Origin of the sequence: Arsenophonus nasoniae (genome assembly GCF_004768525.1) — a bacterium.
Taxonomy (GTDB): domain Bacteria; phylum Pseudomonadota; class Gammaproteobacteria; order Enterobacterales; family Enterobacteriaceae; genus Arsenophonus; species Arsenophonus nasoniae.
In genome coordinates this window covers 22,542-47,158 of sequence record NZ_CP038614.1, presented here as the reverse complement: position 1 = coordinate 47,158, position 24,617 = coordinate 22,542, and the positions used below count along the sequence as shown (strand labels likewise).

Here is a 24,617-nt window from a genome sequence, read left to right as displayed (position 1 = left end):
TCCCTTAATTTTCTATTTGCTTTAAGCGGTGAGACCATAAGAAATGGTTAAAAAGTTCACTCCCACTCCACACGATGCCGTATTCAAGCAATTTCTAAGTGAGAAAGAGACGGCGAAAGATTTCTTTGATATCTGGCTACCGGATGAGATTAAGGCGCTGTGTGACCTGGATAGTCTCAGAGTCGAATCTAGCTCATTTATCGATAGTGAGATGAAAAATTACCAGAGTGATATTCTCTATTCGGTCAATACCCAGGAGGGACAAGGTTATCTCTATCTTTTGATAGAGCACCAATCGACACCCGATAAACTGATGGCATGGCGACTCATGCGCTATAGCATGGCGGCAATGCAAAAACATTTGGAGGCTGGATACAAAGAATTACCGCTGGTTTTTCCTATTCTGTTTTATTGTGGTGAGAAAAGCCCGCATCCCTACAGTACTGACTGGCTCGATTGTTTTAGTGGGCGGGATATTGCAGAAAAAATCTATACCAAACCGTTTAAGCTGGTTGATGTCACCACGCTTGATGATGGTGAGATTATGCAGCATAGGCGAATGGCGCTATTAGAACTCATCCAGAAGCACATTCGCAGACGGGATATGACCGAGCTACTGGATAGTATTGTTAAACTTTTGTCGTATAATTATTATACCGACAATCAAGTTATCACGATGTTTAACTATCTTCTTCAGGAAGGGAACGCAGAAAAACCGATGCAACTTATCACCAAGATAGCGAAACAGTCAGAGAAACACGAGGGGGCATTGATGAATATCGCGCAGGGTATACGGCAAGAAGGTCTACAACAAGGTCTACAACAAGGTCTACAACAAGGTCTACAACAAGGTCTACAGAAAGCACTTGAAGAAAAACACGAAATCGCCCGTCAACTGCTAAAAAATGGGGTCGATAAAAAGATTATTCAGCAATCAACGGGACTTTCTGAGGCACAGTTAAACACCTTGTGCAAGGATTAGATTTTATTTTTTATCCGATTCAAGGCGTACAGGGTAAACTGAATCACTTCTTCGCCTAGCCACTCATTAAGCTGCTGCATTTTGTGTTGTAACGGATGTAATTCGTTGCAGATAAACACATTCGCCGCTTTTTGTACGTCGCCAAATCCCCCCACATTTTGCGGCATAATGCCCATTAATTGTGGGGGAACGCGATGAGCCGCTAACATATCGTCCCGACTGACGTTTTTGATATTTAAAAATTCATCTTTCGCGGCGGCTTCCGATAAAGGAATGGTTTGTATGCCATCCTTTTTGCCATTGGGGGCATATAAAAACAGATTGCGAAAGTTCCCCAGCCCTTTACTGCTTTTTAACTGTTCGCGGATGTTATCGATATCCTGTAAATTTTGCGCGGCATCGCTGATATAGAGAATATAGCCGGCATGAGAGCCGTTGAGATAATACTTACAGCGAAAAAGCGTCGCCGATTCATTGAGTAAAATGGCCGTCATGGCGGCCAGATATTCGGGCAAGCCGTAGATTTCCTGATTGATATCCGGCTCCAGCAAATGAAAAACATGCCCCTGCTGAAACGTAAACGGCACGCTGTCAAACCCCGCATGCAAAAGGTAATAAGTGGCTAAATCCTCACCGCGCCTTGTGAGTTTGGCCGGGATGGATTTAAGTTGAATCGTTTTATTTAGCCCATTTTTTCGCCGTTCCAGATAGGCATTACCAAAAATTAGAAAATCCAGCGCAAAACGGTCAAAATCCTGACGACTTAACCATGGATGTGGCACAAAGGTACTGCTTAAAATATTGCGTTTGACATAAATGGCACTGCTATGATGGGCCGCCGCCCGAAAAATGCGTGACAGGCCTTCAAAACTCATCGGTGGCTCGTAGTAATTATCGATAAGTGAACATTCCAGATAATCAAAAATTTCGCGTCGGTCAAGGACGGGCACCGGGTCACCAAAGGTAAAGGCCTCTACCGACGGTTTTTGAGGGGCGGTGAGCGTGCGTTTTTTCGTTTTTCGCATATTAAAATAGCTCGATAATCGTTTTGTGTTGCTGGCCATCACCGGTTAACGGTTCATGGTACAGCGCATGCATGGTGGCCCAGGCTAAATCGGCGTGACTGGCATCTTCACTGCGATCGGCTTCATAGGTGGGACGGTTCCCACTGGCAGTCGTGGCGCGTCTAATCGCCATAAAGGCACGGGTAATATCCTGCGCCCCGGCATCATATTCCAGTCGGTGATGGCTGATAACATCATAGGCTTTTAACACCAACGCATTTTTTAGCGCCGGGTTATAGATAAATTCGTTGACCTGCGGGAAAAAATCGCGCACATATTGCAAGACGCCGTGACCGATACCCGTTGCATCCAGTCCGATGTAGTTGTAATGGTCAACAAATTCTGTAGAAGATCTAAGCGGCATTTTTTAGTTCATGATATTTTTGATGTGGCGTTAAATAACCAATCGTTGAATGGCGTCGATAATAATTGTAAAACTGAATATAATTTTCAACTTCACAGACAACAGATTGATGATTCATAAACGATAAACGATAAACGGTTAAGTCTTTCTGTCTTTAAACTCCTAAAAAATCTTTCCATCACGGCATTATCGAGGCAATTACCTCGCCGACTCATGCTTTGAGTTATTTTCCGTTCAAAGAGGTGCGCCCTAAACTCCTCCGATGAATATTGGCAACCTTGATGGTTAGGAAATTGAATCCATCAGGGAAATTCATTCATTTTTAATAATGAGATAACGACTCTTATTTTTTCTCGGATTGGGTTTATGAAAAATTATTTTTGTATAAAATTCATACAGAAAAGAGTGCAAAACCAAATTTTAGATAAATCTTCCCTATGCTGCTTGCCGAAGCCATCGCTCTCTTTGAAATTGATGACATCGTTTAGCCAGCAACTCTTCGGGTCGTAATCCTGCTTCTGCATGGATAAAAATCATGCGTTTACCGCATAAAATACATTGGTAAGGATCGACATTAGTGAACTGTTTTATCTGCGCAGCAAAACCTGGTTTTGCGGGCTTTGTTTTTGCTTCAATTCCCAAAGCATCATAGACTTTCGGTAATAAAGCTGAACGCTTGCGATTAGACAGAAAACCGTAATATCTGATCATCTTAAAATGCTTGCTTGGAATATGGCTGATATATCGTCCGATCATTTCTTCCTGACTTAATACCTGTTTTTCATGCTGTTGCGTCCGGTGAACATAGTAATGATGCACAACCGCTCCACCGCTGTAATGCCTCAGTTTTGATGCTGATATTGGAGGCCGTTTAAGGTATCGACCAATATAACTGACGTTTTGCCACGCATTTTCTGTCTTTTTTGAAAAATGTACCTTCCAGCGGCGCTGAAATTGCACTTCCAGGAACTGACACCATTCACGATAATCACGTATATGCTCATAACCTGCCGCCGCTAAAAACAGCGTGTCGTAGCTTTTTCTCAGCAAAGTAATTACCGCCTGACGCCAGTATTTCTCAATCACTTTCTTTTTAAAAAATAAAGATCTCCACTGATTGTTTTTGGTACTTAACCCTCCACGTGTCACTGAAAGATGAATATGAGGATGCTGATTTAACTTTCGTCCGTAAGTGTGTAGAGCCGCAAAAAGCCCAATTTCAATCCCCATTTTTTTCGCCCATGTCAGTAAAGTATTAGCTGTACAGGAAAATAACATGTTGAGTAATGGCCAGTTTTGGTTAAAAGCCGGCCAAAGTTTATCTGGTATGGTGAGAATGATGTGTTGCCAATCACAGTCAGGAAGAATATGCATCTGCTCTGTTGCCCATTGCTCAGTAGCTTTAACGCCGCAAGCGCTGCAACCTTTGCTTTTGCAACTTTGGCAAATGTACTTTGTATGAGAGCAATCAGGAGATGAACGTAGCACGCTACGCGTGAGCGGCGCAGCGGTGCTGCTTCGGGGATGTTAATGAGTTGAGTACTGTTTTATACTCTGCAGTAGGTTAATTTTTTTCAGGGATTCATCTCGATGGCTCGCAATAAATCTCCCAGAAAGCGTAAACCGGTTAAATCAGGCAGGCTGCCCGTCACTTCACGTGCCACAGCGCCTGTTTATCTGAAACGTTTTATGATCTCTCTCCCACCCGAAAATGATGATGACAGACCGCCTGAATTTTTTTATGACACCCTAAAAGAAGCCATACGCCACTGCGTCCGACTCGGCCCCCAATTTTTTCTCGACACGCAGTATTACCCGCCGCTAGTCACGATTATCAGGGGTTTTGAACAACGCCAAGACCAAGCCGATGACGCTGGATACGACTACACTGAGGGGGGAATAACTGAAAGTCTGCCTGCCGATGAATTCATCACCTATACGGAGCTAGGAATAATCCCTGTTTCCTTTGAACCCTGGGATAAACACACCGATAACTGGGCTGACGAATCTGACAATTTCTGTTTCTTTGGCAAGATGCCCATAAGGTAATTGAGTCAGATGTATATCCCTCGTCCTGCTAAACTACTTTTCACCATTGATGACGGTTGGAATAAATTCCTCGAAAAATACGGCGATAGCGTTAGTTCGTGGACGAGTTTATCTGTGGAGCGCATGCTTGCCTGCGGCACTTGTGCCATGGGTGTCCGGCGCTATTGTTGCGCTTCGTCTGATTGTTCTCACAGCCGTTTTTTCTGCCAAAGCTGTAAGTCAAAAGCCTGCAGTTCATGTGGCTTTAAAGCCACCGAGTAGTGGTTAGCACAGCAGGTTCATATTTTACCCGACTGCGACTGGCAACACATTACTTTCACCATGCCACATCTCCTTTGGCCTTTTTTTAACAATAACTGGCCGCTACTTAATGCTCTGTTTCGGGCAGCCACTCGAGCTATGCTGCAGTTGGTTCGCAAACAGGGTATCGAAATTGGTATTTTCTGTGCCTTGCATACTTATGGCCGGCAACTCAATCAACATCCGCATGTTCATGTTTCCGTCACTCGAGGGGGTTTGGATAGTAAACATAGTGTATGGCGAAAGCTGTTTTTCAAAAAAAAGGATGTCGAAGAAATCTGGCGAGGGGCTGTTATCCGACTACTGCGTCACAGTTATGATTTAATTAACCCTGGCCTTCTTCCCGGTCTTGGCCATATCCGTGACAAAAAACATTGGCGGCGTTACTTGAGGGCGCAGTACGGACGTTATTGGAAAGTGCACTTTGCTAAAAAAACGAAAGGGGCATGGCATAGTGTTAAGTACCTCGGTCGCTACCTTAAACGCCCACCGGTATCTGCGTCAAAACTGCGGCATTACCGAGGGGGTGCCGTTGTTCATGGTTAGGAATCTCAATCAATACAGTAAGGCATTAATGGAGGTGTTTTGAACTTAATATTTCTATTAAATTCTGACAGTTTTCTCGTTGATTAACCATGAGAACAGTAATTCGGTTAAATTATCATCTAAAAGCCTAATAATAGGCACACTGCTCCTAGGCTGCGGTTTGTAACCATCGTTTTTTGACCATTTTATCCCGCCTTTCTGACAGTAAAGTGACGGCGTGTATTCCTTTTTCCGCACTCATAAACCGCAATCGGTTTCCACATAAAATACATTGGTACGGGTCAGTATTTAAAAAACCTTTGATAAGGGCCCCAAACCCAGGTTTTTCAGGCACATTAGGAGATATCATGTCTAACGCCTCATACACCTTCGGTAATAAGCCCCCGCGTTTGCGATTGGCTAAAAAACCGTAATAACGGATCATCTTAAAATGTCGCGCAGGGATATGACTGACATAACGCCGTATCATTTCTTCTTGGGATAAGGTCTGTCGTCTGTATTGTTGGCTGTGGTGGTCATAGTAATGATGAACCACGGTGCCGCCGCTGTAGTGTTTCAATTGAGAAGCGGAGATAGGGGGACGTTTAAGATAACGGCCCAGATATTTCACATTATGCCAGGCCCCGCGTGTCTTTTTGGCAAAATGTACTTTCCAATAACGTTGAAACTGGGCATTGAGGTAACGGCACCAGGTCTGATAATTGCGAATGTGCCCGAAGCCAGGCAATTTATTGGGTTGTAACTGAAAATAGTTATCCCTAAGGAGTCGAATGACCGCACTGCGCCAGACCTTTTCAACGTCTTTCTTTTTAAAGAAAATCGGTTTCCAGGTGTCATATTGAGTGAGTCCCCCACGCGTGACGGATAAATGAATATACGGATGTTGATTGAGTTGGCGACCGTAAGTATGCAGCGCACAAAAAATGCCAATTTCGAGGCCTTGGCGCTTGGCGTGTTTGAGCATGGCGCGGGTTGCACAGCGAAAGAGTTGGTTGAGCAAGCACCAGTTATTGTTAAAAAAAGGCCAAAGCAGGTGAGGCATAGTGAGGGTAATATGTTGCCATTCGCAATCCGGCAAAATATGGCGCTGCTGGGCAATCCACTGTTCGGTGCCTTTGAGGCCACACGCACTGCAGGCTTTGGATTTACAGGTTTGACAAAAGAAGCGTGAATGAGAGCATTCAGGTGAAGAACAGCAATAACGGCGAACGCCCATAGCGCAGGTGCTGCAGGCGAGCATCTTTTCGACAGAGAGTAGTTGCCATTCATCTACGTGATTATTTTCGATGAAAAGGTTCCATCCGTCATCGTATTGAAATAGCAGTTTTGCAGGTCTGGGGATGTACATAGAGCAGAGTATAAAAGACGAGAAGGGAATTGCCTAGAAATAGAGCGCCTTTGCCGCGATGCTCACGCCAAAGGCGTGCTTATGTTCATCACTACCATGACCACCGAACTGGCCAGCATCGGCAGCAGACTCTGCCGCAGGAAGAGATGATTAGACGCTATATAAGCCATATTCCGGCCAGGCATTTTAAAATGGTGCGTTACTCTGGTTTTTTGTCGAATCGTAAACGGGGAAAACTATTGCCGAAAGTGTATAAGGCACTTGAGATGACGGCACGTAAAAAACCGGAGAACCCAGGTTTTTCTGTGCTGATGAAAGGATTTCTGCGTACCGATCCGTACAAATGTATTCTGTGTGGCGACAGGCTGCTTTTCACCGGGGCGCAAATGGGTAAAAAAGCAACGGAATTGTTGTCAGAAAGACTGCATAACCTGGAGAAAAAGCGATGGTTACGCAGCTAAACGCAGGATCAATGTGTCTAAAATAAGGAAATCAGGTTAGAAATTACACTCTCTGAGGAAATGTTAACTGGCACTAAACACAATAAATCGATCCCCATCTCCTTTTTGCAATAAGGGATGGCTTTTGCTACTCACTTTAAAAGCGATTCAATTTCCTAACCATCAAGTTTACCTCTTTGTAATCCTTCTTGTAATCCTTCTTGTTTTAATGCTTGAGCAATAGTCATAAGTGCTCCTTCGTGTTTCTCTGATTGTTTAGCTATCTCGGTGATAAATTCCATTGGCTTTTGGGTATTACCTTCTTGGATGAGATAGTTAAACATGGTGATAACTTGATTATCGGTATAATAATTATACGACAACAATTTAACAATGCTATCCATTAGCTCGGTCATATCCCGTCTACGAATGTGCTTTTGGATGAGCTCCAACAACGCCATTCGCTTATGTTGCATGATTTCACCATCATCAAGCGTGGTGACATCAGCTAATTTAAAGGGATTGGTATAGATACTTTCTGCCAGCTTTCTGTCTTCAAAGCAATCAAACCAATTCGTGCTATAGGGGTGAGGGCTTTGCTCACCGCAATAAAACAGGATGGGAAACACCAAGGGTAATTGCTTGTTTCCGTCCTCTAGATGTTTCTGCATGGCAGCAAGGCTATAGCGCATTAATCGCCATGCTATGAGCTTGTCAGGTGTGGACTGGTGCTCTATGAGAACATAGATATATCCGTTTCCCTTCTTGGTGTTAACAGAGTAGAGAATATCACTCTGGTAATTTTTCATTTCACTATCGATAAATGAGCCAGATTCCACTTTTAGGCTCTCTAAGTCACACAGCGCTTTAATCTCATCGGGTAGCCAAATGTCGAAGAAGTCTTTTGCCGTCTCTTTCTCACTTAAAAACTGCTTGAATATAGCATCATGGGGCGTTGGGGTGAATTTTTTAGTCATTTAAGATTTAAGCGTACTTTCTAACATGCTGATATGCTAATGGATAGCTTTCACTATTCTCTAAAATAAAATTATCTATTTCTTTAATTAATTCTGATTTATCAATATTTTTTTTATCTACTTTTGCATAAACATCACCATTTATTGGTCCTTTGTAATATTTATTAGATGAAATTTCTGATGAATTAAATTGAATATCTTCATAAATAGGTTCATTGCTTTGATTATATGGTTCTGAATATATGGGTTCATCGTTTTGGTCATATGGTTCAGAATATATAGGTTCGTTATTCAATTCATAAGGATTGGCATAGATATTTAAATCATTGAATTCCTTTATTTCATTATTAAATTCTTTGGCAAGATTTTCTTGTGTATTTCTTTTTATTTCGTTAATTGATTCAGCAAAATGATAAAGCCATTCATTTTCTGTTCCTATTACAAGGCTGATATCCAATCCTTTAACTGATTCTAGCGATAAGCGCTGTTCAGCGTAATAATCAAAACATTTCATTTGTAATGAAATCCATTTTTGTGCCAAACGCGGATTAATAGCCATTTCTTGCTTTGTTTCTTTATCTAATAAATGTAGATTGACTCTTGCCTGATTACCTAATAAAACGTTTTCTAATTGATTTTTCTGTTCATCATATTTTACTTGATTTAACGCTACATTGAGACCTTCTCGGGTAACAATAATGTTGTCTAATAACTCACTATTATTGGTTAATTCTCTTTGGTTTAAAGAATCAATATCTTTTTCAGTCTTTCCATAAACCCATGCGCGTTCATCCATGACATCTTTAATGGAAAAAGAAAAAATATATGCCCCATCTTCGTTTGGAGCAATAGTTGCCTGAAATCTATCCTGATAAACAGGATAAGCCATTTCCTTAAGTTGGTAAAAAGCAGTCACTTTTTTTAAAGTGGATTCGGTATCAGGTTCATCATTGCCATGTGTTAACTCATAAATTTTTTCCAACGCTTCACTTGTGTTGGTTCCACAAAACCAATCTTTGATTTTATCCCATATGCCAATCTGTGTAGCTTCTTCTTTTGATGAGCTATCAATAGCGCGCTTGACGTCTTCATGGCTAAGCGTTCTATTTAATGAAAATAAATTATGACCTTGAATAGAAAGTGGCATAACATCTCCTTTTTTCCTAAAATTTATTTTTATTATTACAAACAACTAGGCTATATTAAATACGCTATTTATTCATTACATTTCAGACATCATAATCCAGCCATACAAAAACGCACTCTATCCATTCTGGTGCGTTTATTTTTTGTTACTGGTATCTTTTTTCATAACTAATCACAGGAAATGGCTCAAAATCGATTACAAGCGCTTCTAGAGGCATTACTGAATTAAGCCTGTGCCGTTTTTTCATTCTCAGTAACTTTAGCCAGAATATTTACCAACAATTTATTAATAACGAGTGTCTTCTTAGCACGGGTCGCTGAGACATAGAGTAAATTGACTTCATCTCTAAAGGCTGCTTTGTCCATATTAGGGTCAAAGAGATTATTCGGAAAGTCATTGTTGATTTCGACGATATCCCACTCTAATCCCTTTGCTCGGTGGGCAGTGGTAACAGTAATGCTGGCTTCCTCTTCAGTGTCTACGGTTCGTTTACGTAAAACATCCACTTTCTTCGGTAATGGCGTAAATTTTTCGATGATTTTGATAGATTGCAACATTTCCTGGTCACCACTGGCATTGGCCATCTGCTTATAATTCGCATAATTACGATATTCGGTGTAAAGCCGTTGGTGACTCATCTTTTTTCGCTTGCCGAGTGAAAACCAGTGAAGGTTAATCAATTCATCGATACGATAAGCCTCTATCCCATTGACCATTACAACTGATAATCCAATGATTGCTTTACATAAACGATTATCTCGTAACAACCGCTCTTTGTTGATCATTTCAAACCGTTATTTTCTAAGTTAACCCTCTTTTTATTGTCTATAGCGTGACAAAAAATGCAAGTCTCTATTCAGCAACTGTTTTAATATCTCTTATGCGGTCATTACAGTAAGTTTATCTATGTATGACCAAGGATTCACTTTGTTGCATTTCGTTTGGGAATTGGGGAACACATGTTTCGGAACAAGGTAAACGGTTATAATTTAGGGGCTTTATAGAGACTGCCTGCCATGCAATAGTGTCATTCCAAAAACGCTGGTTTTCAGAACAACAGAATAAGCGTTCATATCTGTTGCGTAAGCAGCCTATTTAATCAGGGGGAATTAAATTGGAAGAAAATTATTGGAATTAGTCATTTATCCGAAAATCTGTGGGACTTCACGTACCTTTGTTGGGATAGACCCATTTTTGCCGCAAGCGGTTGTTTATTCACTATAAGTCCTGTTTAGAGCAATTCTTTTTTGAAAAGGCTATTTTACGGTTTGATTGTACGTTTGATAAAAGTTTCTTGCTAGGCTCTGTCATCAAATGCGTAAGCTCCCAGTGTAGGACGTCTGTCAGATCATCGTCAATCCGGAGATGATAGTGTCCACTTAAATTTAGATGGACACTATCACAGGTGACAGACTTCGCTGTCCGGCGCAAACGCGTCTGGCGTTCAGGAAAGAGAAAAGCCCGCCGCTGATGCAGTCGCTGTACGACTGGCTCAAGATGGTCGCCTCCGGCGATAGCCTGCGCAAAGGTGTTGCCAATCGGCGCATCCACATAGGCGATGGCCTTGAGCTTGTCGGCATAGGCCGCCAGCTCGGCCGTGACCGAGGTCTGGGTACAATAGACCGGCGCAATTAGAATTTTGGCGTCATAGCCCAGCAGATTATAAAAATTATCCAGTACCTTGATGCCGCTACGCCGCCAGGCGGTATCGATACTGCCCAGAATATCTACCACCATGACCTTACCAGTATCCAGATGATCGTAGCTGGCGATACAGGCTTCGCTGCTGGGATAGCGCCTTTGGCTTGCTGCGTTAGCATCTCGCTCACCGGCTCAAGCCGATAATTGTCAATGCCAACTGTGCACGGTGCGGTGATCGGGATTTCTGTTAGTAGAAATCTTCTCGCTTAAAGGCTATACCTGTCGGAATTAGGTCATCCTTTTCAAAGTAAACAGTGTTTTCTTTGCCGTGTATAGCGACAGCGTAGCCGTAGACAATTCCGTCTTCTTCACTGATACCAAGAACAACACCTTTACATTTTGCGTAGTTGCTGTTCTTAGCTCCCTCCCTGACTTCCACTTCCTGATAAAAATCTATTTTCATGGTGATTACATCACTTATGTGTAATTTTTCCGTCAAGAGATACATTGAGGTGAGATCCATCTCTTGTTGCCCAACCTAGTTGAGATTTCCCTTGAGATGATAACTGAATATCCCATTCGAAAGATTGCCCTGCTGTACGGGACGGGCCTTTAACCCATTCGTTTTTGAACTTGTCGATGTAACCATTGTTAGGCCCTCTGGGTAAGGGTTGAGAAGGTGAGTATCCTTCTGGTGGCACATAACGAATTTTACCTGTATTAGGTAACTGCACGTGATTAATACGGCCTTTAGTCGACCATGGTTGAGCAGCACCTCCTGTACCTGACTGGTTAAAGGGCGGTTCCTCTACATAAAAAGGTGTCTTTCCTGCATTTATCGCTGCGGCTTCCCCCTTACTTGCCGCTTTCGCCACAACCTTCTCTATCAGTATCGCACCACCCTTGGCGACCCCCGCACCCCCGGCAAGGGTACTGGCGATATCAAAAATGATTTTACCGACTTCGAGCCCCGCGTTAAAGGCCCCTGCGGTTCCGGCCTTTTGATATTCTGCTTCCATTCGCTCAAGACGCGCGATATACGAGTGTTTCACTGCATCGCTTATAATGCCTAATGTGTCATCGCTTTGCAGAACTGCTTTTATCGCCGTATACGTTTCTTTCGGGTTGCTCGCCAGGTTAGCTAACCCGTCTAGGGTCTCATAAAGTCCAACCGGCGTGCCCGCCACCATCCCCGCCCCAAGACTGACATCCTGGTCAAGGGAAGTGTATCCCCATTTCAGGGAAATCAGCGCTTTTTTAAAATCATTCGGGGTTGCCGCCAGCTCTTTTTCCATTAATGCTTGCTGGTGATGGGATAAATAATTATAGCGAAAACTGTTCTCGGCAGCGGTCGCGCCACTGTACACGCCTCCAGGCTGACCCGTAAACACTGCGCCGGCAATCCCTCCAAATGCCCGCGCTAACTGCGCCTGTGCTGCGGATTTTTTCTGCCACTGCTCAGCGTTAATCAGGTTATCCCCCAACGAAATGGCGGCCAGCTCAGCAGCTAATCCACCCACCACCGCGCCCTTAACATTTCCCCGACTGATTTCAGCGGTTAAGCCTGAAAGGACGGCATGACTAAGGGCTTTGCCTGGATAACCAAGTATTTCCCCCTGAGTGCCAATAAAATTAGCCCCTTCGGTATGGACTTGACCGGATACCTGGCTTAAGAGGGCCGCTTTAAAATTATCAGTAAAACTTCCGCCTTGAATAGCCGTGCCTAACGTTGCACTAATCACGCTTTGCCCCACAACTCTTTGCGCTGCCTGACTCCAGTCACCATGACTTAATTGCGGTAAACTGACGATGGCGGGGTCAGTGGCTTTACCGTATAACGCCATATCAAACCCTTGAAATACCCCTGCCATCGCCATACTGGTAACCAGCGATTTGACATTATCGCTTTTACCGAGCGCAGATAATGTTTTCGACAGGTTGCCTTTGTTTTCCACTAACGCAACAGCGGCCTGCGCGGCGAGCGCTGAAAAGCCCGATTGCGCTGACGCTGAGAGAATCGCCGCGGTGGTCGGAAAGCCGCCTGCGCTGGTCACCGCCGAACTGACCAGACCCCCGATATTGGCCGCGGCAGCGGTACCGTGTCAACGATCACCGAAAACTGATCCACTTTTTATCTAAATCCGATCAATCAAAATTGATCCACTGTTTTACTCAGTTATTGCTCCTGAGCGCCGCTTATCTTTCAATCGGTAGCTTTCACCGCTTAATTGCAGTACATGCGAATGATGAAGTAAACGATCAAGCATAGCGGCAGTTAATGTTGCGTCATCAGCAAAAGCACTTGGCCATTGCCCAAATGATAGGTTACTCGTCAATATGACACTGCCATGCTCATAACGCTTGGCAATCACATTGAAAAACAGGTTTGCTTCTTCTCGCCCAAACGGCAGGTATCCAATCTCATCGATAATCAACAACTTCGGGGCCATCACCGAACGTGATAGATATTGTTTGAGCTTATTTTGTCGTTTGGCAGTTGAGAGTTGCAACATCAGTTCAGCTGCCGTGGTAAAGCGGGTTTTCTTCTTGGCCTGTACTGCTTTTAATCCTAACCCAATAGCTAAATGCGTTTTGCCTACACCGCTTGGGCCAAGCAACACGACATTTTCATTACGTTCAATAAACGTTAATGCGCTTAATTCCTGTATGTGTTGTTTGGGGATCCCCGTTGCAAACTTAAAATCGAACGTATTAAGTTCTTTATGTGCTGGGAATCCTGCCATCCGACTCAAAAGATTACGAGTTCGTTCATCTCGTTGTTGTTGCTCACATTTTAACAGGGACAGTAAAAACTCTCCGTAGCTTTTGTCTTGGGCAATGCATTTTTCGGCAAGTGATGACCAATGAGTCGGAATAGAATTTAATTTCAATGACTCACACAGGTGTTCAATTTGTTCATGCAATAACATGTTCACCTCCCAGTAATGCTTCGTATACGCTGATTGAGTGTTGCAAACTGACAGATTCAAGGGGCGGTACGATAGGGATATTAAGCGTATTAGTCTGTGGGATAGATTGGCAAACCCTTGCTGGTAAGGGTAGAAGAGACTTAACTTCCTTAGCTAATCTATCTGCTGGCTTCTCTAACGTTGTTCCATGAATTCGCTGATGGGCAACGCGTTGTAACCATGGACCCACTTTTGCATTAGCTATTTCAATATCCAGTTCAAGATTATGAGCACGAAGGTCGGTGTTTAATGGCACGATAAAGCTGTTTTTTAAATAGTGGTTAAAGCGCTCTACTTTCCCTTTCGTTTTTGCCCTGTAGGGCTTGCAAGCCTTCAATTTAAACCCGTAATCTTTCGACATTTGAAGCATTTCGACATGTAATTTATGATCACCTTCTGCATAAGCATCCCGTTCGATGATGAGGGATTTTGCGTTATCACACAATACTTCCTGTGGTACACCACCAAAGTAGTCGAAAGCTTCTCTTAAACCTTGCTGCCACGATTCTGCTCGTTCATTATCAAAGAACTTTACATAACTCGCACGCGAATAGCCTAGCGTTGCAACAAACGCTTTCAGCGATTTTTTACCTCGCCGGATGCTGGTGAAGTCGATTTGCATTTGTTGACCTGGCTGTGTTTCAAAACGGACGACTACTTCGGGAACAATGCTTGGTTTAAATTGACAAACAAATCGGCGTAATTGAGCAATACCACCTTGATAGCCGTTTTCAACTACCTCATCAAATAAGACTGTTGCAGGGATCCAATCAGGTTTAGCCAGTTCAATTCGCTGAAGCAAATAAGGTTTAAAGGGGGATAATTTAGTCGGTTGTTGACTTCTTTTAGCATAAGTTGGCATTGTCTGTTGTTGTAAATGATGTTTTACGGTGTTACGGGATATACCCAACTCACTGGCAATTTTTCGAAGGCTTTGTCCTTGTGCAAAGCGAACATGAATATCCACAAATATCTCCTTGGTTAACATAAATTATCCGTACAAAAATGTGCGAATAATACCAAGTGGATCAGTTTTAGATGATCGTTAGTGGATCAGTTTTGCATGATCGGTGACAGTACCGTAGGTCGCCGCCGCCACCGCTATCGCAATCACGCCACTCACCACGGGATTAAGGTGTTCACTTTTCTTATCCCACTGGCTGTAAGCCTCTTTTACAACCGTCCAGTTTACGTTTTTGTGATTTTTGATTTCATTAAGCCACTCATATCCCTTGGTATGGCTTAATACCGCCACCGCCTGCTCAAATGACTGGCCTTCTTTTACTTTTACATCTGCTGAAAGACCGTTTGCAGCCTCTAAGACCAGCTTACCGCCCAAATGGAGACTCGGTAGCACCCATTTATTTTCGGCAAAGCCTTTATCCTGATGGGTAATAAAGAAGCCTTTGCTATCGGTAATCGTTTGTTCAAAGGCCGTATTGTTAACCGCTTTAAAATTAATTTTCCCTTTTTGACTGGTTAGTTTGGCATTTTTTTGTGTATTAACCTTAGTTGCCTCGAGGGTGATATCATCTCTTGCCATTAGCGTGATATTGCCGTCGGCGGTAAACTCGGTGACTTTATTGGTGGCATTGCTTTTTTGGCGAGTTTGCGTTTCGGAGCCAAAAACGCGGCAAGATTTAATCCCTAAAAAACGGTTACAACTTTTCTTTGTTTCTTCCCATCTGTAGGTTTCTTCCATCGCCTGCGCGAAGAGAAATCCCCCTTTCGCCGCAATGTCCATTGCGCCTTTAGCAACCAGTTTGGTCGCCTGGAACAAGATACTGCCATTAGAGAGAACGGTCAGGTTTCCGCCGCTGTTAAGCTGGGTGATGTGTTGGGTGGTTTTTTCAGTATTCCCCTCATTTTGGTATTCCTGTAAGGCATTAAAGGTCATGTTCCCATTCGACGTTAAAAAGAAATGACCGTTTGAGGTTAAATCCGATGCATACGCTGAAAACTTATCGCCGATGGAAAGATTCAGTTTTTTTGCCGATTTAATGTGGGTGGTGGCGTAAACCGATTTTTTTTGCGCATCGTTAATCGGCGAGTACTGCTGTGCCGATAACATCATATCTCGACCCGCATTGACTGTGACATTGCCTTTTTGGGAAGATAAGGTCGAAGCTTGGGCAACAATATCCCGACCTGCGTAGATAGACAGGTCGTCACCGGAAGTCACCCTGGTACCCGCTTCCGACAGGCGAGATAAGGCAAATAAAGGGGCCGGAACCGGCGGAGACGCTTTGCCATGCATGTCGATATCATGACCTGCATGCAGTATCAGGTGTTTACCTGCATTTAATTGTGAGCCGCGTAAAATTAAATCATTGCCGGCCACCAGGCTGATTTCTTCTGCTGCTTCAAGCTTATTGAGCAGGGTATATTGCTGATTGTCACCGATCATGCAAAACTGATCCACTAACGATCATCTAAAACTGATCCACTTGGTATTATTCGCACATTTTTGTACGGATAATTTATGTTAACCAAGGAGATATTTGTGGATATTCATGTTCGCTTTGCACAAGAACAAAGCCTTCGAAAAATTGCCAGTGAGTTGGGTATATCCCGTAACACCGTAAAACATCATTTACAACAACAGACAATGCCAACTTATGCTAAAAGAAGTCAACAACCGACTAAATTATCCCCCTTTAAACCTTATTTGCTTCAGCGAATTGAACTGGCTAAACCTGATTGGATCCCTGCAACAGTCTTATTTGATGAGGTAGTTGAAAACGGCTATCAAGGTGGTATTGCTCAATTACGCCGATTTGTTTGTCAATTTAAACCAAGCATTGTTCCCGAAGTAGTCGTCCGTTTTGAAACACAGCCAGGTCAACAAATGCAAATCGACTTCACCAGCATCCGGCGAGGTAAAAAATCGCTGAAAGCGTTTGTTGCAACGCTAGGCTATTCGCGTGCGAGTTATGTAAAGTTCTTTGATAATGAACGAGCAGAATCGTGGCAGCAAGGTTTAAGAGAAGCTTTCGACTACTTTGGTGGTGTACCACAGGAAGTATTGTGTGATAACGCAAAATCCCTCATCATCGAACGGGATGCTTATGCAGAAGGTGATCATAAATTACATGTCGAAATGCTTCAAATGTCGAAAGATTACGGGTTTAAATTGAAGGCTTGCAAGCCCTACAGGGCAAAAACGAAAGGGAAAGTAGAGCGCTTTAACCACTATTTAAAAAACAGCTTTATCGTGCCATTAAACACCGACCTTCGTGCTCATAATCTTGAACTGGATATTGAAATAGCTAATGCAAAAGTGGGTCCATGGTTACAACGCGTTGCCCATCAGCGAATTCATGGAACAACGTTAGAGAAGCCAGCAGATAGATTAGCTAAGGAAGTTAAGTCTCTTCTACCCTTACCAGCAAGGGTTTGCCAATCTATCCCACAGACTAATACGCTTAATATCCCTATCGTACCGCCCCTTGAATCTGTCAGTTTGCAACACTCAATCAGCGTATACGAAGCATTACTGGGAGGTGAACATGTTATTGCATGAACAAATTGAACACCTGTGTGAGTCATTGAAATTAAATTCTATTCCGACTCATTGGTCATCACTTGCCGAAAAATGCATTGCCCAAGACAAAAGCTACGGAGAGTTTTTACTGTCCCTGTTAAAATGTGAGCAACAACAACGAGATGAACGAACTCGTAATCTTTTGAGTCGGATGGCAGGATTCCCAGCACATAAAGAACTTAATACGTTCGATTTTAAGTTTGCAACGGGGATCCCCAAACAACACATACAGGAATTAAGCGCATTAACGTTTATTGAACGTAATGAAAATGTCGTGTTGCTTGGCCCAAGCGGTGTAGGCAAAACGCATTTAGCTATTGGGTTAGGATTAAAAGCAGTACAGGCCAAGAAGAAAACCCGCTTTACCTGTAGTGGTCTAATAAAACTGTAGAGATTTATAGCTTATAATTAAGCAAAATCTTATAGGTATAAATATGACCCGAAAAGTAAAAGTAACCTTTAGCGGAAAGCAAAAACTGGAATATGCAAAACTCATGGTTGAAGGTGGATATAGCAATATCCAAGTTGAAAAAATATCCGGTGCGGGTAAATCTGCCGTATCACGATGGAAGCAACAATATCTTGCCGAGTTAAATGGGAATACGCCTGTAAAATCAAAAGCGTTAACACCCGAGCAACAGCGCATACAAGAATTAGAAGTTCAACTTAAGCGTGCTCAGAGGGATAATGACATATTAAAAAAAGCCGCGGCTTACTTCATCCTCGACAATCAAAACTCAAAATTGTGAAGCAACTGAAAATCATGTACCCCAATTTTACGGTCACTGAGTTATGCCATCTTTTTGAAGTAAGCAGCAGTAGTTTTTATTATGAAACGAAAATACCGACAGTTGAAAATGAAAGACTGTGTGGCGAAATCAAACGTATTTTTTATACATCGGGTCAAATTTATGGCAAAAGACGTATTCAAGCCGAGTTAAAGGGTTTAGGGCACCAAATTGGCACTTATAAAATATCGAACATCATGAAATTAAATCAATTAGTTGCAATTAGACCAACGAAAAAGCACTACTATCACTCATCGGGTAACGAACATCGATATGCCCCTAATTTGCTTAAACGACAATTTTCCCCTGAACAGCATAATCACTATTATGTCGGGGATATCACGTATATTAGACATCACTATGGGTGGAGCTATTTAGCCTGTGTGTTGGATTTAGCCACCAAAGAAATTATTGGTTATGCCTTATCAACAAAACCGGATTCGAAATTAGTGAAAGAAGCCTTAGATAACGCAATTGAACGGCAATTACCGGATACGACAAGTTTGATGTTCCATTCAGATCAAGGTTGCCAATATTCATCGGAGGAGTTTAGGGCGCACCTCTTTGAACGGAAAATAACTCAAAGCATGAGTCGGCGAGGTAATTGCCTCGATAATGCCGTGATGGAAAGATTTTTTAGGAGTTTAAAGACAGAAAGACTTAACCGTTTATCGTTTATGAATCATCAATCTGTTGTCTGTGAAGTTGAAAATTATATTCAGTTTTACAATTATTATCGACGCCATTCAACGATTGGTTATTTAACGCCACATCAAAAATATCATGAACTAAAAAATGCCGCTTAGATCTTCTACAGAATTTGTTGACCATTACACCTAAAAAATCTTTCCATCACGGCATTATCGAGGCAATTACCTCGCCGACTCATGCTTTGAGTTATTTTCCGTTCAAAGAGGTGCGCCCTAAACTCCTCCGATGAATATTGGCAACCTTGATCTGAATGGAACATCAAACTTGTCGTATCCGGTAATTGCCGTTCAATTGCGTTATCTAAGGCTTCTTTCACTAATTTCGAATCCGGTTTTGTTGATAAGGCATAACCAATAATTTCTTTGGTGGCTAAATCCAACACACAGGCTAAATAGCTCCACCCATAGTGATGTCTAATATACGTGATATCCCCGACATAATAGTGATTATGCTGTTCAGGGGAAAATTGTCGTTTAAGCAAATTAGGGGCATATCGATGTTCGTTACCCGATGAGTGATAGTAGTGCTTTTTCGTTGGTCTAATTGCAACTAATTGATTTAATTTCATGATGTTCGATATTTTATAAGTGCCAATTTGGTGCCCTAAACCCTTTAACTCGGCTTGAATACGTCTTTTGCCATAAATTTGACCCGATGTATAAAAAATACGTTTGATTTCGCCACACAGTCTTTCATTTTCAACTGTCGGTATTTTCGTTTCATAATAAAAACTACTGCTGCTTACTTCAAAAAGATGGCATAACTCAGTGACCGTAAAATTGGGGTACATGATTTTCAGTTGCTTCACAATTTTGAGTTTTGATTGTCGAGGATGAAGTAAGCCGCGGCTTTTTTTAATATGTCATTATCCCTCTGAGCACGCTTAAGTTGAACTTCTAATTCTTGTATGCGCTGTTGCTCGGGTGTTAACGCTTTTGATTTTACAGGCGTATTCCCATTTAACTCGGCAAGATATTGTTGCTTCCATCGTGATACGGCAGATTTACCCGCACCGGATATTTTTTCAACTTGGATATTGCTATATCCACCTTCAACCATGAGTTTTGCATATTCCAGTTTTTGCTTTCCGCTAAAGGTTACTTTTACTTTTCGGGTCATATTTATACCTATAAGATTTTGCTTAATTATAAGCTATAAATCTCTACAGTTTTATTAGACCACTACAAACCCGTAATCTTTCGACATTTGAAGCATTTCGACATGTAATTTATGATCACCTTCTGCATAAGCATCCCGTTCGATGATGAGGGATTTTGCGTTATCACACAATACTTCCTGTGGTACACCACCAAAGTAGTCGAAAGCTTCTCTTAAACCTTGCTGCCACGATTCTGCTCGTTCATTATCAAAGAACTTTACATAACTCGCACGCGAATAGCCTAGCGTTGCAACAAACGCTTTCAGCGATTTTTTACCTCGCCGGATGCTGGTGAAGTCGATTTGCATTTGTTGACCTGGCTGTGTTTCAAAACGGACGACTACTTCGGGAACAATGCTTGGTTTAAATTGACAAACAAATCGGCGTAATTGAGCAATACCACCTTGATAGCCGTTTTCAACTACCTCATCAAATAAGACTGTTGCAGGGATCCAATCAGGTTTAGCCAGTTCAATTCGCTGAAGCAAATAAGGTTTAAAGGGGGATAATTTAGTCGGTTGTTGACTTCTTTTAGCATAAGTTGGCATTGTCTGTTGTTGTAAATGATGTTTTACGGTGTTACGGGATATACCCAACTCACTGGCAATTTTTCGAAGGCTTTGTCCTTGTGCAAAGCGAACATGAATATCCACAAATATCTCCTTGGTTAACATAAATTATCCGTACAAAAATGTGCGAATAATACCAAGTGGATCAGTTTTAGATGATCGTTAGTGGATCAGTTTTGCATGATCGGTGACACTGACCCGTACCAATGTATTTTATGTGGAAACCGATTGCGGTTTATGAGTGCGGAAAAAGGAATACACGCCGTCACTTTACTGTCAGAAAGGCGGGATAAAATGGTCAAAAAACGATGGTTACAAACCGCAACCTAGGAGCAGTGTGCCTATTATTAGGCTTTTAGATGATAATTTAACCGAATTACTGTTCTCATGGTTAATCAACGAGAAAACTGTCAGAATTTAATAGAAATATTGAGTTCAAAACACCTCCATTAATGCCTTACTGTATTGATTGAGATTCCTAACCATGAACTTTCAATAGCGTGTTTAATATTTTCATTGCTAAGTGTTCTATTAAATGAAAATAAGGAATTACTTTGAATAGACAGTGACATAATATTGTTCCTTTTATCTATTTTATTCGTAATTAAAATGTATTGGGTGATCTCCATATATGGGGTAATGCGTAACTAATGCGTAACGGGTGGATATCTGAAACTATAACAGATATTTTTAAATATGTCCGTCAGGATATAGAAGGCGGCAGATTGCAATCGCAAAGATAACCGAATCGAAAACCGCCGCAGCCAGGGGGGACTTATCGGGTAGCAATGAACCCTCGCGTTAGCGCTCCTGCCAAGCGTTTAGCGACAGATTGATTTTTTTATTTGCTAATAACTCGGTATTAGGTCATAACTTCTAAAATCAATTATGAAATACCGCCACTTCTGATTTTGAGTCGCATCACACCAGATATCAGGGAAACCCGCTACTTTATGGCGGGCTTTTTTTATGCTTGTTGGTCATAATGTAAACATCCTCGAACATGTGTATTATTCGAGGATATTGGATTTGAATTAAGAACTACAAGTGGATGTATTTTTAGGTTCGTATAATTCAATGGGATTGATTCTCTATTTGACTATACAGCTTTTTGATATATTCCGACGTTAAGGGATATTCTTTGTTGTTTTCTAGTATATGACTATCTATTTTTTTGAGTAACTCTGATTCTTCATATAGTTTATTTATATTTGTATCAGTTTTGGCCTTATGTAGGTAATCAGCAAAATCATTGAATATTTTAGCCAGTATTTTTTTCGTGTGTTTTTTTGCATCATCAATTGATTCAGCAAAATGATAAACCCATTCATTTTTTGTTCCTATTACGCTTGTTATATCTATACCATCCGTTGAATCTAGTGAAGAACGTTGTATCGCATAATAATCAAAGCATTTCATTTGCAGTGTAATCCATCTTTGCAACAAGCTCTGATCAATCGCCATTTCTTGTTTCGTTTTGTCGCTTAACAAATGCAGTCCAACTCTTCCTTGATTTGCTGAAGTAATACCTTCTAGTTTATTTCGCTCATTATCATATTTTACTTTACTTAAAGCGGCATCAATTCCTTCATGAATAACCGTATTATTGTCTAAGAGTTCACTATTATTAGTTAATTCTTTTCTTTTAATATCACAGATATCGTTCGAAGTTCCGTATATTAGTAAACGTTCTCTCATAATATCTTTAATGGAAAAGGAAAAAGTATAAATGCCATCTTCATTTTGGGTAATGGATGCTTCAAATTTATCTTGATAAATAGGAGATGCCATTTCTTTTAGTTGATAAAAAGCTACGATCTTTTTTACCATTGAATTAGTATTAAGTTCGTCATTGTTGTGTGTTAATTCGTAAAATTTTTCCAATGCTTCGCGTGTATTGCTTCCACAAAACCAATCTTTAATTTTCTCCCATATTCCAATATCTGTAGCTTCTTCTTTTGACGAACTTTCAATAGCGTGTTTAATATTTTCATTACTAAGTGTTCTATTAAATGAAAATAAGGAATTACTTTGAATAGACAGTGACATAATATTGTTCCTTTTATCTATTTTATTCGTAATTAAAATGTATTGGGTGATCTCCATATATGGGGTAATGCGTAACGGGTGGATATCTGAAACTATAACAGATATTTTTAAATATGTCCATCAGGATATAGAAGGCGGCAGATTGCAATCGCAAAGATAACCGAATCGAAAACCGCCGCAGCCAGGGGGGACTTATCGGGTAGCAATGAACCCTCGCGTTAGCGCTCCTGCCAAGCGTTTAGCGACAGATTGATTTTTTTATTTGCTAATAACTCGGTATTAGGTCATAACTTCTAAAATCAATTATGAAATACCGCCACTTCTGATTTTGAGTCGCATCACACCAGATATCAGGGAAACCCGCTACTTTATGGCGGGCTTTTTTTATGCTTGTTGGTCATAATGTAAACATCCTCGAACATGTGTATTATTCGAGGATATTGGATTTGAATTAAGAACTACAAGTGGATGTATTTTTAGGTTCGTATAATTCAATGGGATTGATTCTCTATTTGACTATACAGCTTTTTGATATATTCCGACGTTAAGGGATATTCTTTGTTGTTTTCTAGTATATGACTATCTATTTTTTTGAGTAACTCTGATTCTTCATATAGTTTATTTATATTTGTATCAGTTTTGGCCTTATGTAGGTAATCAGCAAAATCATTGAATATTTTAGCCAGTATTTTTTGCGTGTGTTTTTTTGCATCATCAATTGATTCAGCAAAATGATAAACCCATTCATTTTTTGTTCCTATTACGCTTGTTATATCTATACCATCCGTTGAATCTAGTGAAGAACGTTGTATCGCATAATAATCAAAGCATTTCATTTGCAGTGTAATCCATCTTTGCAACAAGCTCTGATCAATCGCCATTTCTTGTTTCGTTTTGTCGCTTAACAAATGCAGTCCAACTCTTCCTTGATTTGCTGAAGTAATACCTTCTAGTTTATTTCGCTCATTATCATATTTTACTTTACTTAAAGCGGCATCAATTCCTTCATGAATAACCGTATTATTGTCTAAGAGTTCACTATTATTAGTTAATTCTTTTCTTTTAATATCACAGATATCGTTCGAAGTTCCGTATATTAGTAAACGTTCTCTCATAATATCTTTAATGGAAAAGGAAAAAGTATAAATGCCATCTTCATTTTGGGTAATGGATGCTTCAAATTTATCTTGATAAATAGGAGATGCCATTTCTTTTAGTTGATAAAAAGCTACGATCTTTTTTACCATTGAATTAGTATTAAGTTCGTCATTGTTGTGTGTTAATTCGTAAAATTTTTCCAATGCTTCGCGTGTATCGCTTCCACAAAACCAATCTTTAATTTTCTCCCATATTCCAATATCTGTAGCTTCTTCTTTTGACGAACTTTCAATAGCGTGTTTAATATTTTCATTGCTAAGTGTTCTATTAAATGAAAATAAGGAATTACTTTGAATAGACAGTGACATAATATTGTTCCTTTTATCTATTTTATTCGTAATTAAAATGTATTGGGTGATCTCCATATATGGGGTAATGCGTAACTAATGCGTAACGGGTGGATATCTGAAACTATAACAGATATTTTTAAATATGTCCGTCAGGATATAAAAGGCGGCAGATTGCAATCGCAAAGATAACCGAATCGAAAACCGCCGCAGCCAGGGGGGACTTATCGGGTAGCAATGAACCCTCGCGTTAGCGCTCCTGCCAAGCGTTTAGCGACAGATTGATTTTTTTATTTGCTAAAAAGTGACGAGTTATTAGCAAATCTGGTGTATGGCGATCAGGCTACGTTCCGCTCTGATGCTTCGTGAATCTGTTCTCCATCCTTAAATTGGACGTTGCTTACCACCAGGGTCAGCAGGTCAAATCCTCTTAGTCGGTTCCAGCTTTTCTGAGCAGACTAGAGCAGCTTAAATACCATTGACAGTGTTGTTTCTCTTAAACCGCAGTTCTTTGCCCGCCTGGGC

Annotated in this window: 20 protein-coding genes and 7 pseudogenes; 8 read left to right on the top strand and 19 right to left on the bottom strand. The window is 41.2% G+C overall.

Annotation, left to right across the window (positions count from 1 at the left end):
- Positions 1-43: 43 nt before the first annotated feature.
- Positions 44-982, top strand: a complete 939-nt coding sequence (locus ArsFIN_RS19835) for an Rpn family recombination-promoting nuclease/putative transposase (protein ID WP_135678315.1) — start codon at positions 44-46, stop codon at positions 980-982.
- On the opposite strand, the gene ArsFIN_RS19830 is transcribed toward ArsFIN_RS19835, so the two are convergent.
- The 4 genes and pseudogenes from ArsFIN_RS19830 to ArsFIN_RS19815 form a co-directional block, all read right to left on the bottom strand.
- On the bottom strand, positions 979-2,007 hold the full coding sequence (locus ArsFIN_RS19830; protein ID WP_135678313.1) for a phage portal protein: 1,029 nt from the start codon (positions 2,005-2,007) through the stop codon (positions 979-981). The two genes, ArsFIN_RS19835 and ArsFIN_RS19830, sit on opposite strands and share 4 nt — an antisense overlap.
- A 1-nt stretch (position 2,008) precedes the next feature.
- A pseudogene (locus ArsFIN_RS19825) lies at positions 2,009-2,389 on the bottom strand (phage terminase large subunit family protein); the annotation flags it as partial.
- Positions 2,390-2,399: 10 nt separating this feature from the next.
- Positions 2,400-2,709: pseudogene (locus tag ArsFIN_RS28325) on the bottom strand (integrase core domain-containing protein); the annotation flags it as partial.
- Positions 2,710-2,845: 136 nt separating this feature from the next.
- Positions 2,846-3,898: an IS91 family transposase gene (locus tag ArsFIN_RS19815; protein ID WP_246067505.1), complete on the bottom strand. Its 1,053-nt coding sequence runs from the start codon at positions 3,896-3,898 to the stop codon at positions 2,846-2,848.
- Positions 3,899-4,000: 102 nt separating this feature from the next.
- On the opposite strand from ArsFIN_RS19815, the gene ArsFIN_RS19810 reads away from it, so the two are divergent.
- Together ArsFIN_RS19810 and ArsFIN_RS29180 are read left to right on the top strand one after the other, a co-directional pair.
- A complete protein-coding gene (locus ArsFIN_RS19810; protein WP_210409130.1) occupies positions 4,001-4,459 on the top strand; it encodes a hypothetical protein in 459 nt (152 codons plus the stop codon).
- A gap of 9 nt (positions 4,460-4,468) precedes the next feature.
- Positions 4,469-5,299 (top strand): annotated as a pseudogene (locus ArsFIN_RS29180) (IS91 family transposase); the annotation flags it as partial.
- A gap of 154 nt (positions 5,300-5,453) precedes the next feature.
- On the opposite strand, the gene ArsFIN_RS19800 reads toward ArsFIN_RS29180, so the two are convergent.
- Positions 5,454-6,653, bottom strand: coding sequence for an IS91 family transposase (locus ArsFIN_RS19800; RefSeq protein ID WP_135678308.1), 1,200 nt, complete (start codon positions 6,651-6,653; stop codon positions 5,454-5,456).
- 77 nt (positions 6,654-6,730) lie between these two features.
- On the opposite strand from ArsFIN_RS19800, the pseudogene ArsFIN_RS19795 reads away from it, so the two are divergent.
- Positions 6,731-7,114: pseudogene (locus tag ArsFIN_RS19795) on the top strand (transposase); the annotation flags it as partial.
- 155 nt (positions 7,115-7,269) lie between these two features.
- On the opposite strand, the gene ArsFIN_RS19790 reads toward ArsFIN_RS19795, so the two are convergent.
- From ArsFIN_RS19790 to ArsFIN_RS19750, 9 genes are all read right to left on the bottom strand, one after another.
- Entirely contained in the window at positions 7,270-8,070 is an 801-nt protein-coding gene (locus ArsFIN_RS19790) for an Rpn family recombination-promoting nuclease/putative transposase (protein WP_246067501.1), read from the bottom strand.
- A 7-nt stretch (positions 8,071-8,077) separates the two neighbouring features.
- Positions 8,078-9,217: a hypothetical protein gene (locus tag ArsFIN_RS19785; RefSeq protein ID WP_071846932.1), complete on the bottom strand. Its 1,140-nt coding sequence runs from the start codon at positions 9,215-9,217 to the stop codon at positions 8,078-8,080.
- A gap of 224 nt (positions 9,218-9,441) precedes the next feature.
- On the bottom strand, positions 9,442-10,002 hold the full coding sequence (locus tag ArsFIN_RS19780) for a 3'-5' exonuclease (protein WP_135678306.1): 561 nt from the start codon (positions 10,000-10,002) through the stop codon (positions 9,442-9,444).
- 433 nt (positions 10,003-10,435) lie between these two features.
- A complete protein-coding gene (locus ArsFIN_RS19775) occupies positions 10,436-10,954 on the bottom strand; it encodes a hypothetical protein (protein ID WP_026824309.1) in 519 nt (172 codons plus the stop codon).
- A gap of 151 nt (positions 10,955-11,105) precedes the next feature.
- Positions 11,106-11,321, bottom strand: coding sequence for an Imm31 family immunity protein (locus ArsFIN_RS19770; protein ID WP_034250646.1), 216 nt, complete (start codon positions 11,319-11,321; stop codon positions 11,106-11,108).
- Positions 11,322-11,331: 10 nt separating this feature from the next.
- Entirely contained in the window at positions 11,332-12,912 is a 1,581-nt protein-coding gene (locus tag ArsFIN_RS19765) for a DUF637 domain-containing protein (protein WP_135678301.1), read from the bottom strand.
- Positions 12,913-13,026: 114 nt separating this feature from the next.
- Positions 13,027-13,788 (bottom strand): IS21-like element helper ATPase IstB, encoded by a 762-nt coding sequence (gene istB, locus ArsFIN_RS19760; RefSeq protein ID WP_135677409.1) that lies wholly within the window; start codon positions 13,786-13,788, stop codon positions 13,027-13,029.
- Positions 13,775-14,815, bottom strand: coding sequence for an IS21 family transposase (gene istA / locus ArsFIN_RS19755; protein ID WP_135677417.1), 1,041 nt, complete (start codon positions 14,813-14,815; stop codon positions 13,775-13,777). Before istA (ArsFIN_RS19755) ends, istB begins: the two co-directional genes overlap by 14 nt.
- A gap of 57 nt (positions 14,816-14,872) precedes the next feature.
- Positions 14,873-16,234, bottom strand: a complete 1,362-nt coding sequence (locus ArsFIN_RS19750; RefSeq protein WP_135678299.1) for a hemagglutinin repeat-containing protein — start codon at positions 16,232-16,234, stop codon at positions 14,873-14,875.
- Positions 16,235-16,309: 75 nt separating this feature from the next.
- On the opposite strand from ArsFIN_RS19750, the gene istA (ArsFIN_RS19745) reads away from it, so the two are divergent.
- The 3 genes from istA (ArsFIN_RS19745) to ArsFIN_RS19735 all read left to right on the top strand — a co-directional run bounded on the left by istA (ArsFIN_RS19745) (position 16,310) and on the right by ArsFIN_RS19735 (position 18,965).
- A complete protein-coding gene (gene istA, locus ArsFIN_RS19745; protein WP_135678296.1) occupies positions 16,310-17,350 on the top strand; it encodes an IS21 family transposase in 1,041 nt (346 codons plus the stop codon).
- Positions 17,337-17,762: an ATP-binding protein gene (locus tag ArsFIN_RS19740; protein WP_276489427.1), complete on the top strand. Its 426-nt coding sequence runs from the start codon at positions 17,337-17,339 to the stop codon at positions 17,760-17,762. The genes istA (ArsFIN_RS19745) and ArsFIN_RS19740 overlap by 14 nt, the downstream gene beginning before the upstream one ends.
- Positions 17,763-17,805: 43 nt before the next feature.
- A protein-coding gene (locus ArsFIN_RS19735; protein ID WP_135677411.1) for an IS3 family transposase occupies positions 17,806-18,965 on the top strand; the annotation gives its coding sequence in 2 pieces (ribosomal slippage) (positions 17,806-18,085 and positions 18,085-18,965; 1,161 coding nt in all).
- A gap of 29 nt (positions 18,966-18,994) precedes the next feature.
- Here ArsFIN_RS19735 and ArsFIN_RS19730 read toward each other — a convergent pair.
- Positions 18,995-19,989: pseudogene (locus ArsFIN_RS19730) on the bottom strand (IS3 family transposase); the annotation flags it as partial.
- Between the two features lie 54 nt (positions 19,990-20,043).
- Positions 20,044-20,703 (bottom strand): IS21 family transposase, encoded by a 660-nt coding sequence (gene istA / locus ArsFIN_RS19720; protein WP_246067500.1) that lies wholly within the window; start codon positions 20,701-20,703, stop codon positions 20,044-20,046.
- Between the two features lie 87 nt (positions 20,704-20,790).
- Here istA (ArsFIN_RS19720) and ArsFIN_RS26580 point away from each other — a divergent pair.
- Positions 20,791-20,928, top strand: a pseudogene (locus tag ArsFIN_RS26580) (IS91 family transposase); the annotation flags it as partial.
- 744 nt (positions 20,929-21,672) lie between these two features.
- On the opposite strand, the gene ArsFIN_RS19715 reads toward ArsFIN_RS26580, so the two are convergent.
- From ArsFIN_RS19715 to ArsFIN_RS27750, 3 genes and pseudogenes are all read right to left on the bottom strand, one after another.
- Complete coding sequence (locus tag ArsFIN_RS19715) at positions 21,673-22,647, bottom strand: hypothetical protein (protein WP_135678289.1); 975 nt, start codon at positions 22,645-22,647, stop codon at positions 21,673-21,675.
- Between the two features lie 491 nt (positions 22,648-23,138).
- Positions 23,139-24,113 carry a hypothetical protein gene (locus tag ArsFIN_RS19710; protein ID WP_135678287.1) on the bottom strand — a complete coding sequence of 325 codons (975 nt, stop codon included), beginning with the start codon at positions 24,111-24,113 and terminating at the stop codon, positions 23,139-23,141.
- Positions 24,114-24,430: 317 nt separating this feature from the next.
- Positions 24,431-24,613: pseudogene (locus tag ArsFIN_RS27750) on the bottom strand (IS256 family transposase); the annotation flags it as partial.
- Positions 24,614-24,617: the final 4 nt, after the last annotated feature.

What these genes read in the sequence shown, in the direction of transcription:
- ArsFIN_RS19835 (WP_135678315.1), top strand. Translation starts at nt 44, where the DNA reads ATGGTTAAAAAGTTCACTCCCACTCCACACGATGCCGTATTCAAGCAA.
- ArsFIN_RS19830 (WP_135678313.1), bottom strand. Translation starts at nt 2,007, where the DNA reads ATGCGAAAAACGAAAAAACGCACGCTCACCGCCCCTCAAAAACCGTCG.
- ArsFIN_RS19810 (WP_210409130.1), top strand. Translation starts at nt 4,001, where the DNA reads ATGGCTCGCAATAAATCTCCCAGAAAGCGTAAACCGGTTAAATCAGGC.
- ArsFIN_RS19800 (WP_135678308.1), bottom strand. Translation starts at nt 6,653, where the DNA reads ATGTACATCCCCAGACCTGCAAAACTGCTATTTCAATACGATGACGGA.
- ArsFIN_RS19790 (WP_246067501.1), bottom strand. Translation starts at nt 8,070, where the DNA reads ATGACTAAAAAATTCACCCCAACGCCCCATGATGCTATATTCAAGCAG.
- ArsFIN_RS19785 (WP_071846932.1), bottom strand. Translation starts at nt 9,217, where the DNA reads ATGCCACTTTCTATTCAAGGTCATAATTTATTTTCATTAAATAGAACG.
- ArsFIN_RS19780 (WP_135678306.1), bottom strand. Translation starts at nt 10,002, where the DNA reads ATGATCAACAAAGAGCGGTTGTTACGAGATAATCGTTTATGTAAAGCA.
- ArsFIN_RS19775 (WP_026824309.1), bottom strand. Translation starts at nt 10,954, where the DNA reads ATGGTGGTAGATATTCTGGGCAGTATCGATACCGCCTGGCGGCGTAGC.
- ArsFIN_RS19770 (WP_034250646.1), bottom strand. Translation starts at nt 11,321, where the DNA reads ATGAAAATAGATTTTTATCAGGAAGTGGAAGTCAGGGAGGGAGCTAAG.
- istB (WP_135677409.1), bottom strand. Translation starts at nt 13,788, where the DNA reads ATGTTATTGCATGAACAAATTGAACACCTGTGTGAGTCATTGAAATTA.
- istA (WP_135677417.1), bottom strand. Translation starts at nt 14,815, where the DNA reads ATGTTAACCAAGGAGATATTTGTGGATATTCATGTTCGCTTTGCACAA.
- ArsFIN_RS19750 (WP_135678299.1), bottom strand. Translation starts at nt 16,234, where the DNA reads ATGATCGGTGACAATCAGCAATATACCCTGCTCAATAAGCTTGAAGCA.
- istA (WP_135678296.1), top strand. Translation starts at nt 16,310, where the DNA reads ATGTTAACCAAGGAGATATTTGTGGATATTCATGTTCGCTTTGCACAA.
- ArsFIN_RS19740 (WP_276489427.1), top strand. Translation starts at nt 17,337, where the DNA reads ATGTTATTGCATGAACAAATTGAACACCTGTGTGAGTCATTGAAATTA.
- istA (WP_246067500.1), bottom strand. Translation starts at nt 20,703, where the DNA reads ATGTTAACCAAGGAGATATTTGTGGATATTCATGTTCGCTTTGCACAA.
- ArsFIN_RS19715 (WP_135678289.1), bottom strand. Translation starts at nt 22,647, where the DNA reads ATGTCACTGTCTATTCAAAGTAATTCCTTATTTTCATTTAATAGAACA.
- ArsFIN_RS19710 (WP_135678287.1), bottom strand. Translation starts at nt 24,113, where the DNA reads ATGTCACTGTCTATTCAAAGTAATTCCTTATTTTCATTTAATAGAACA.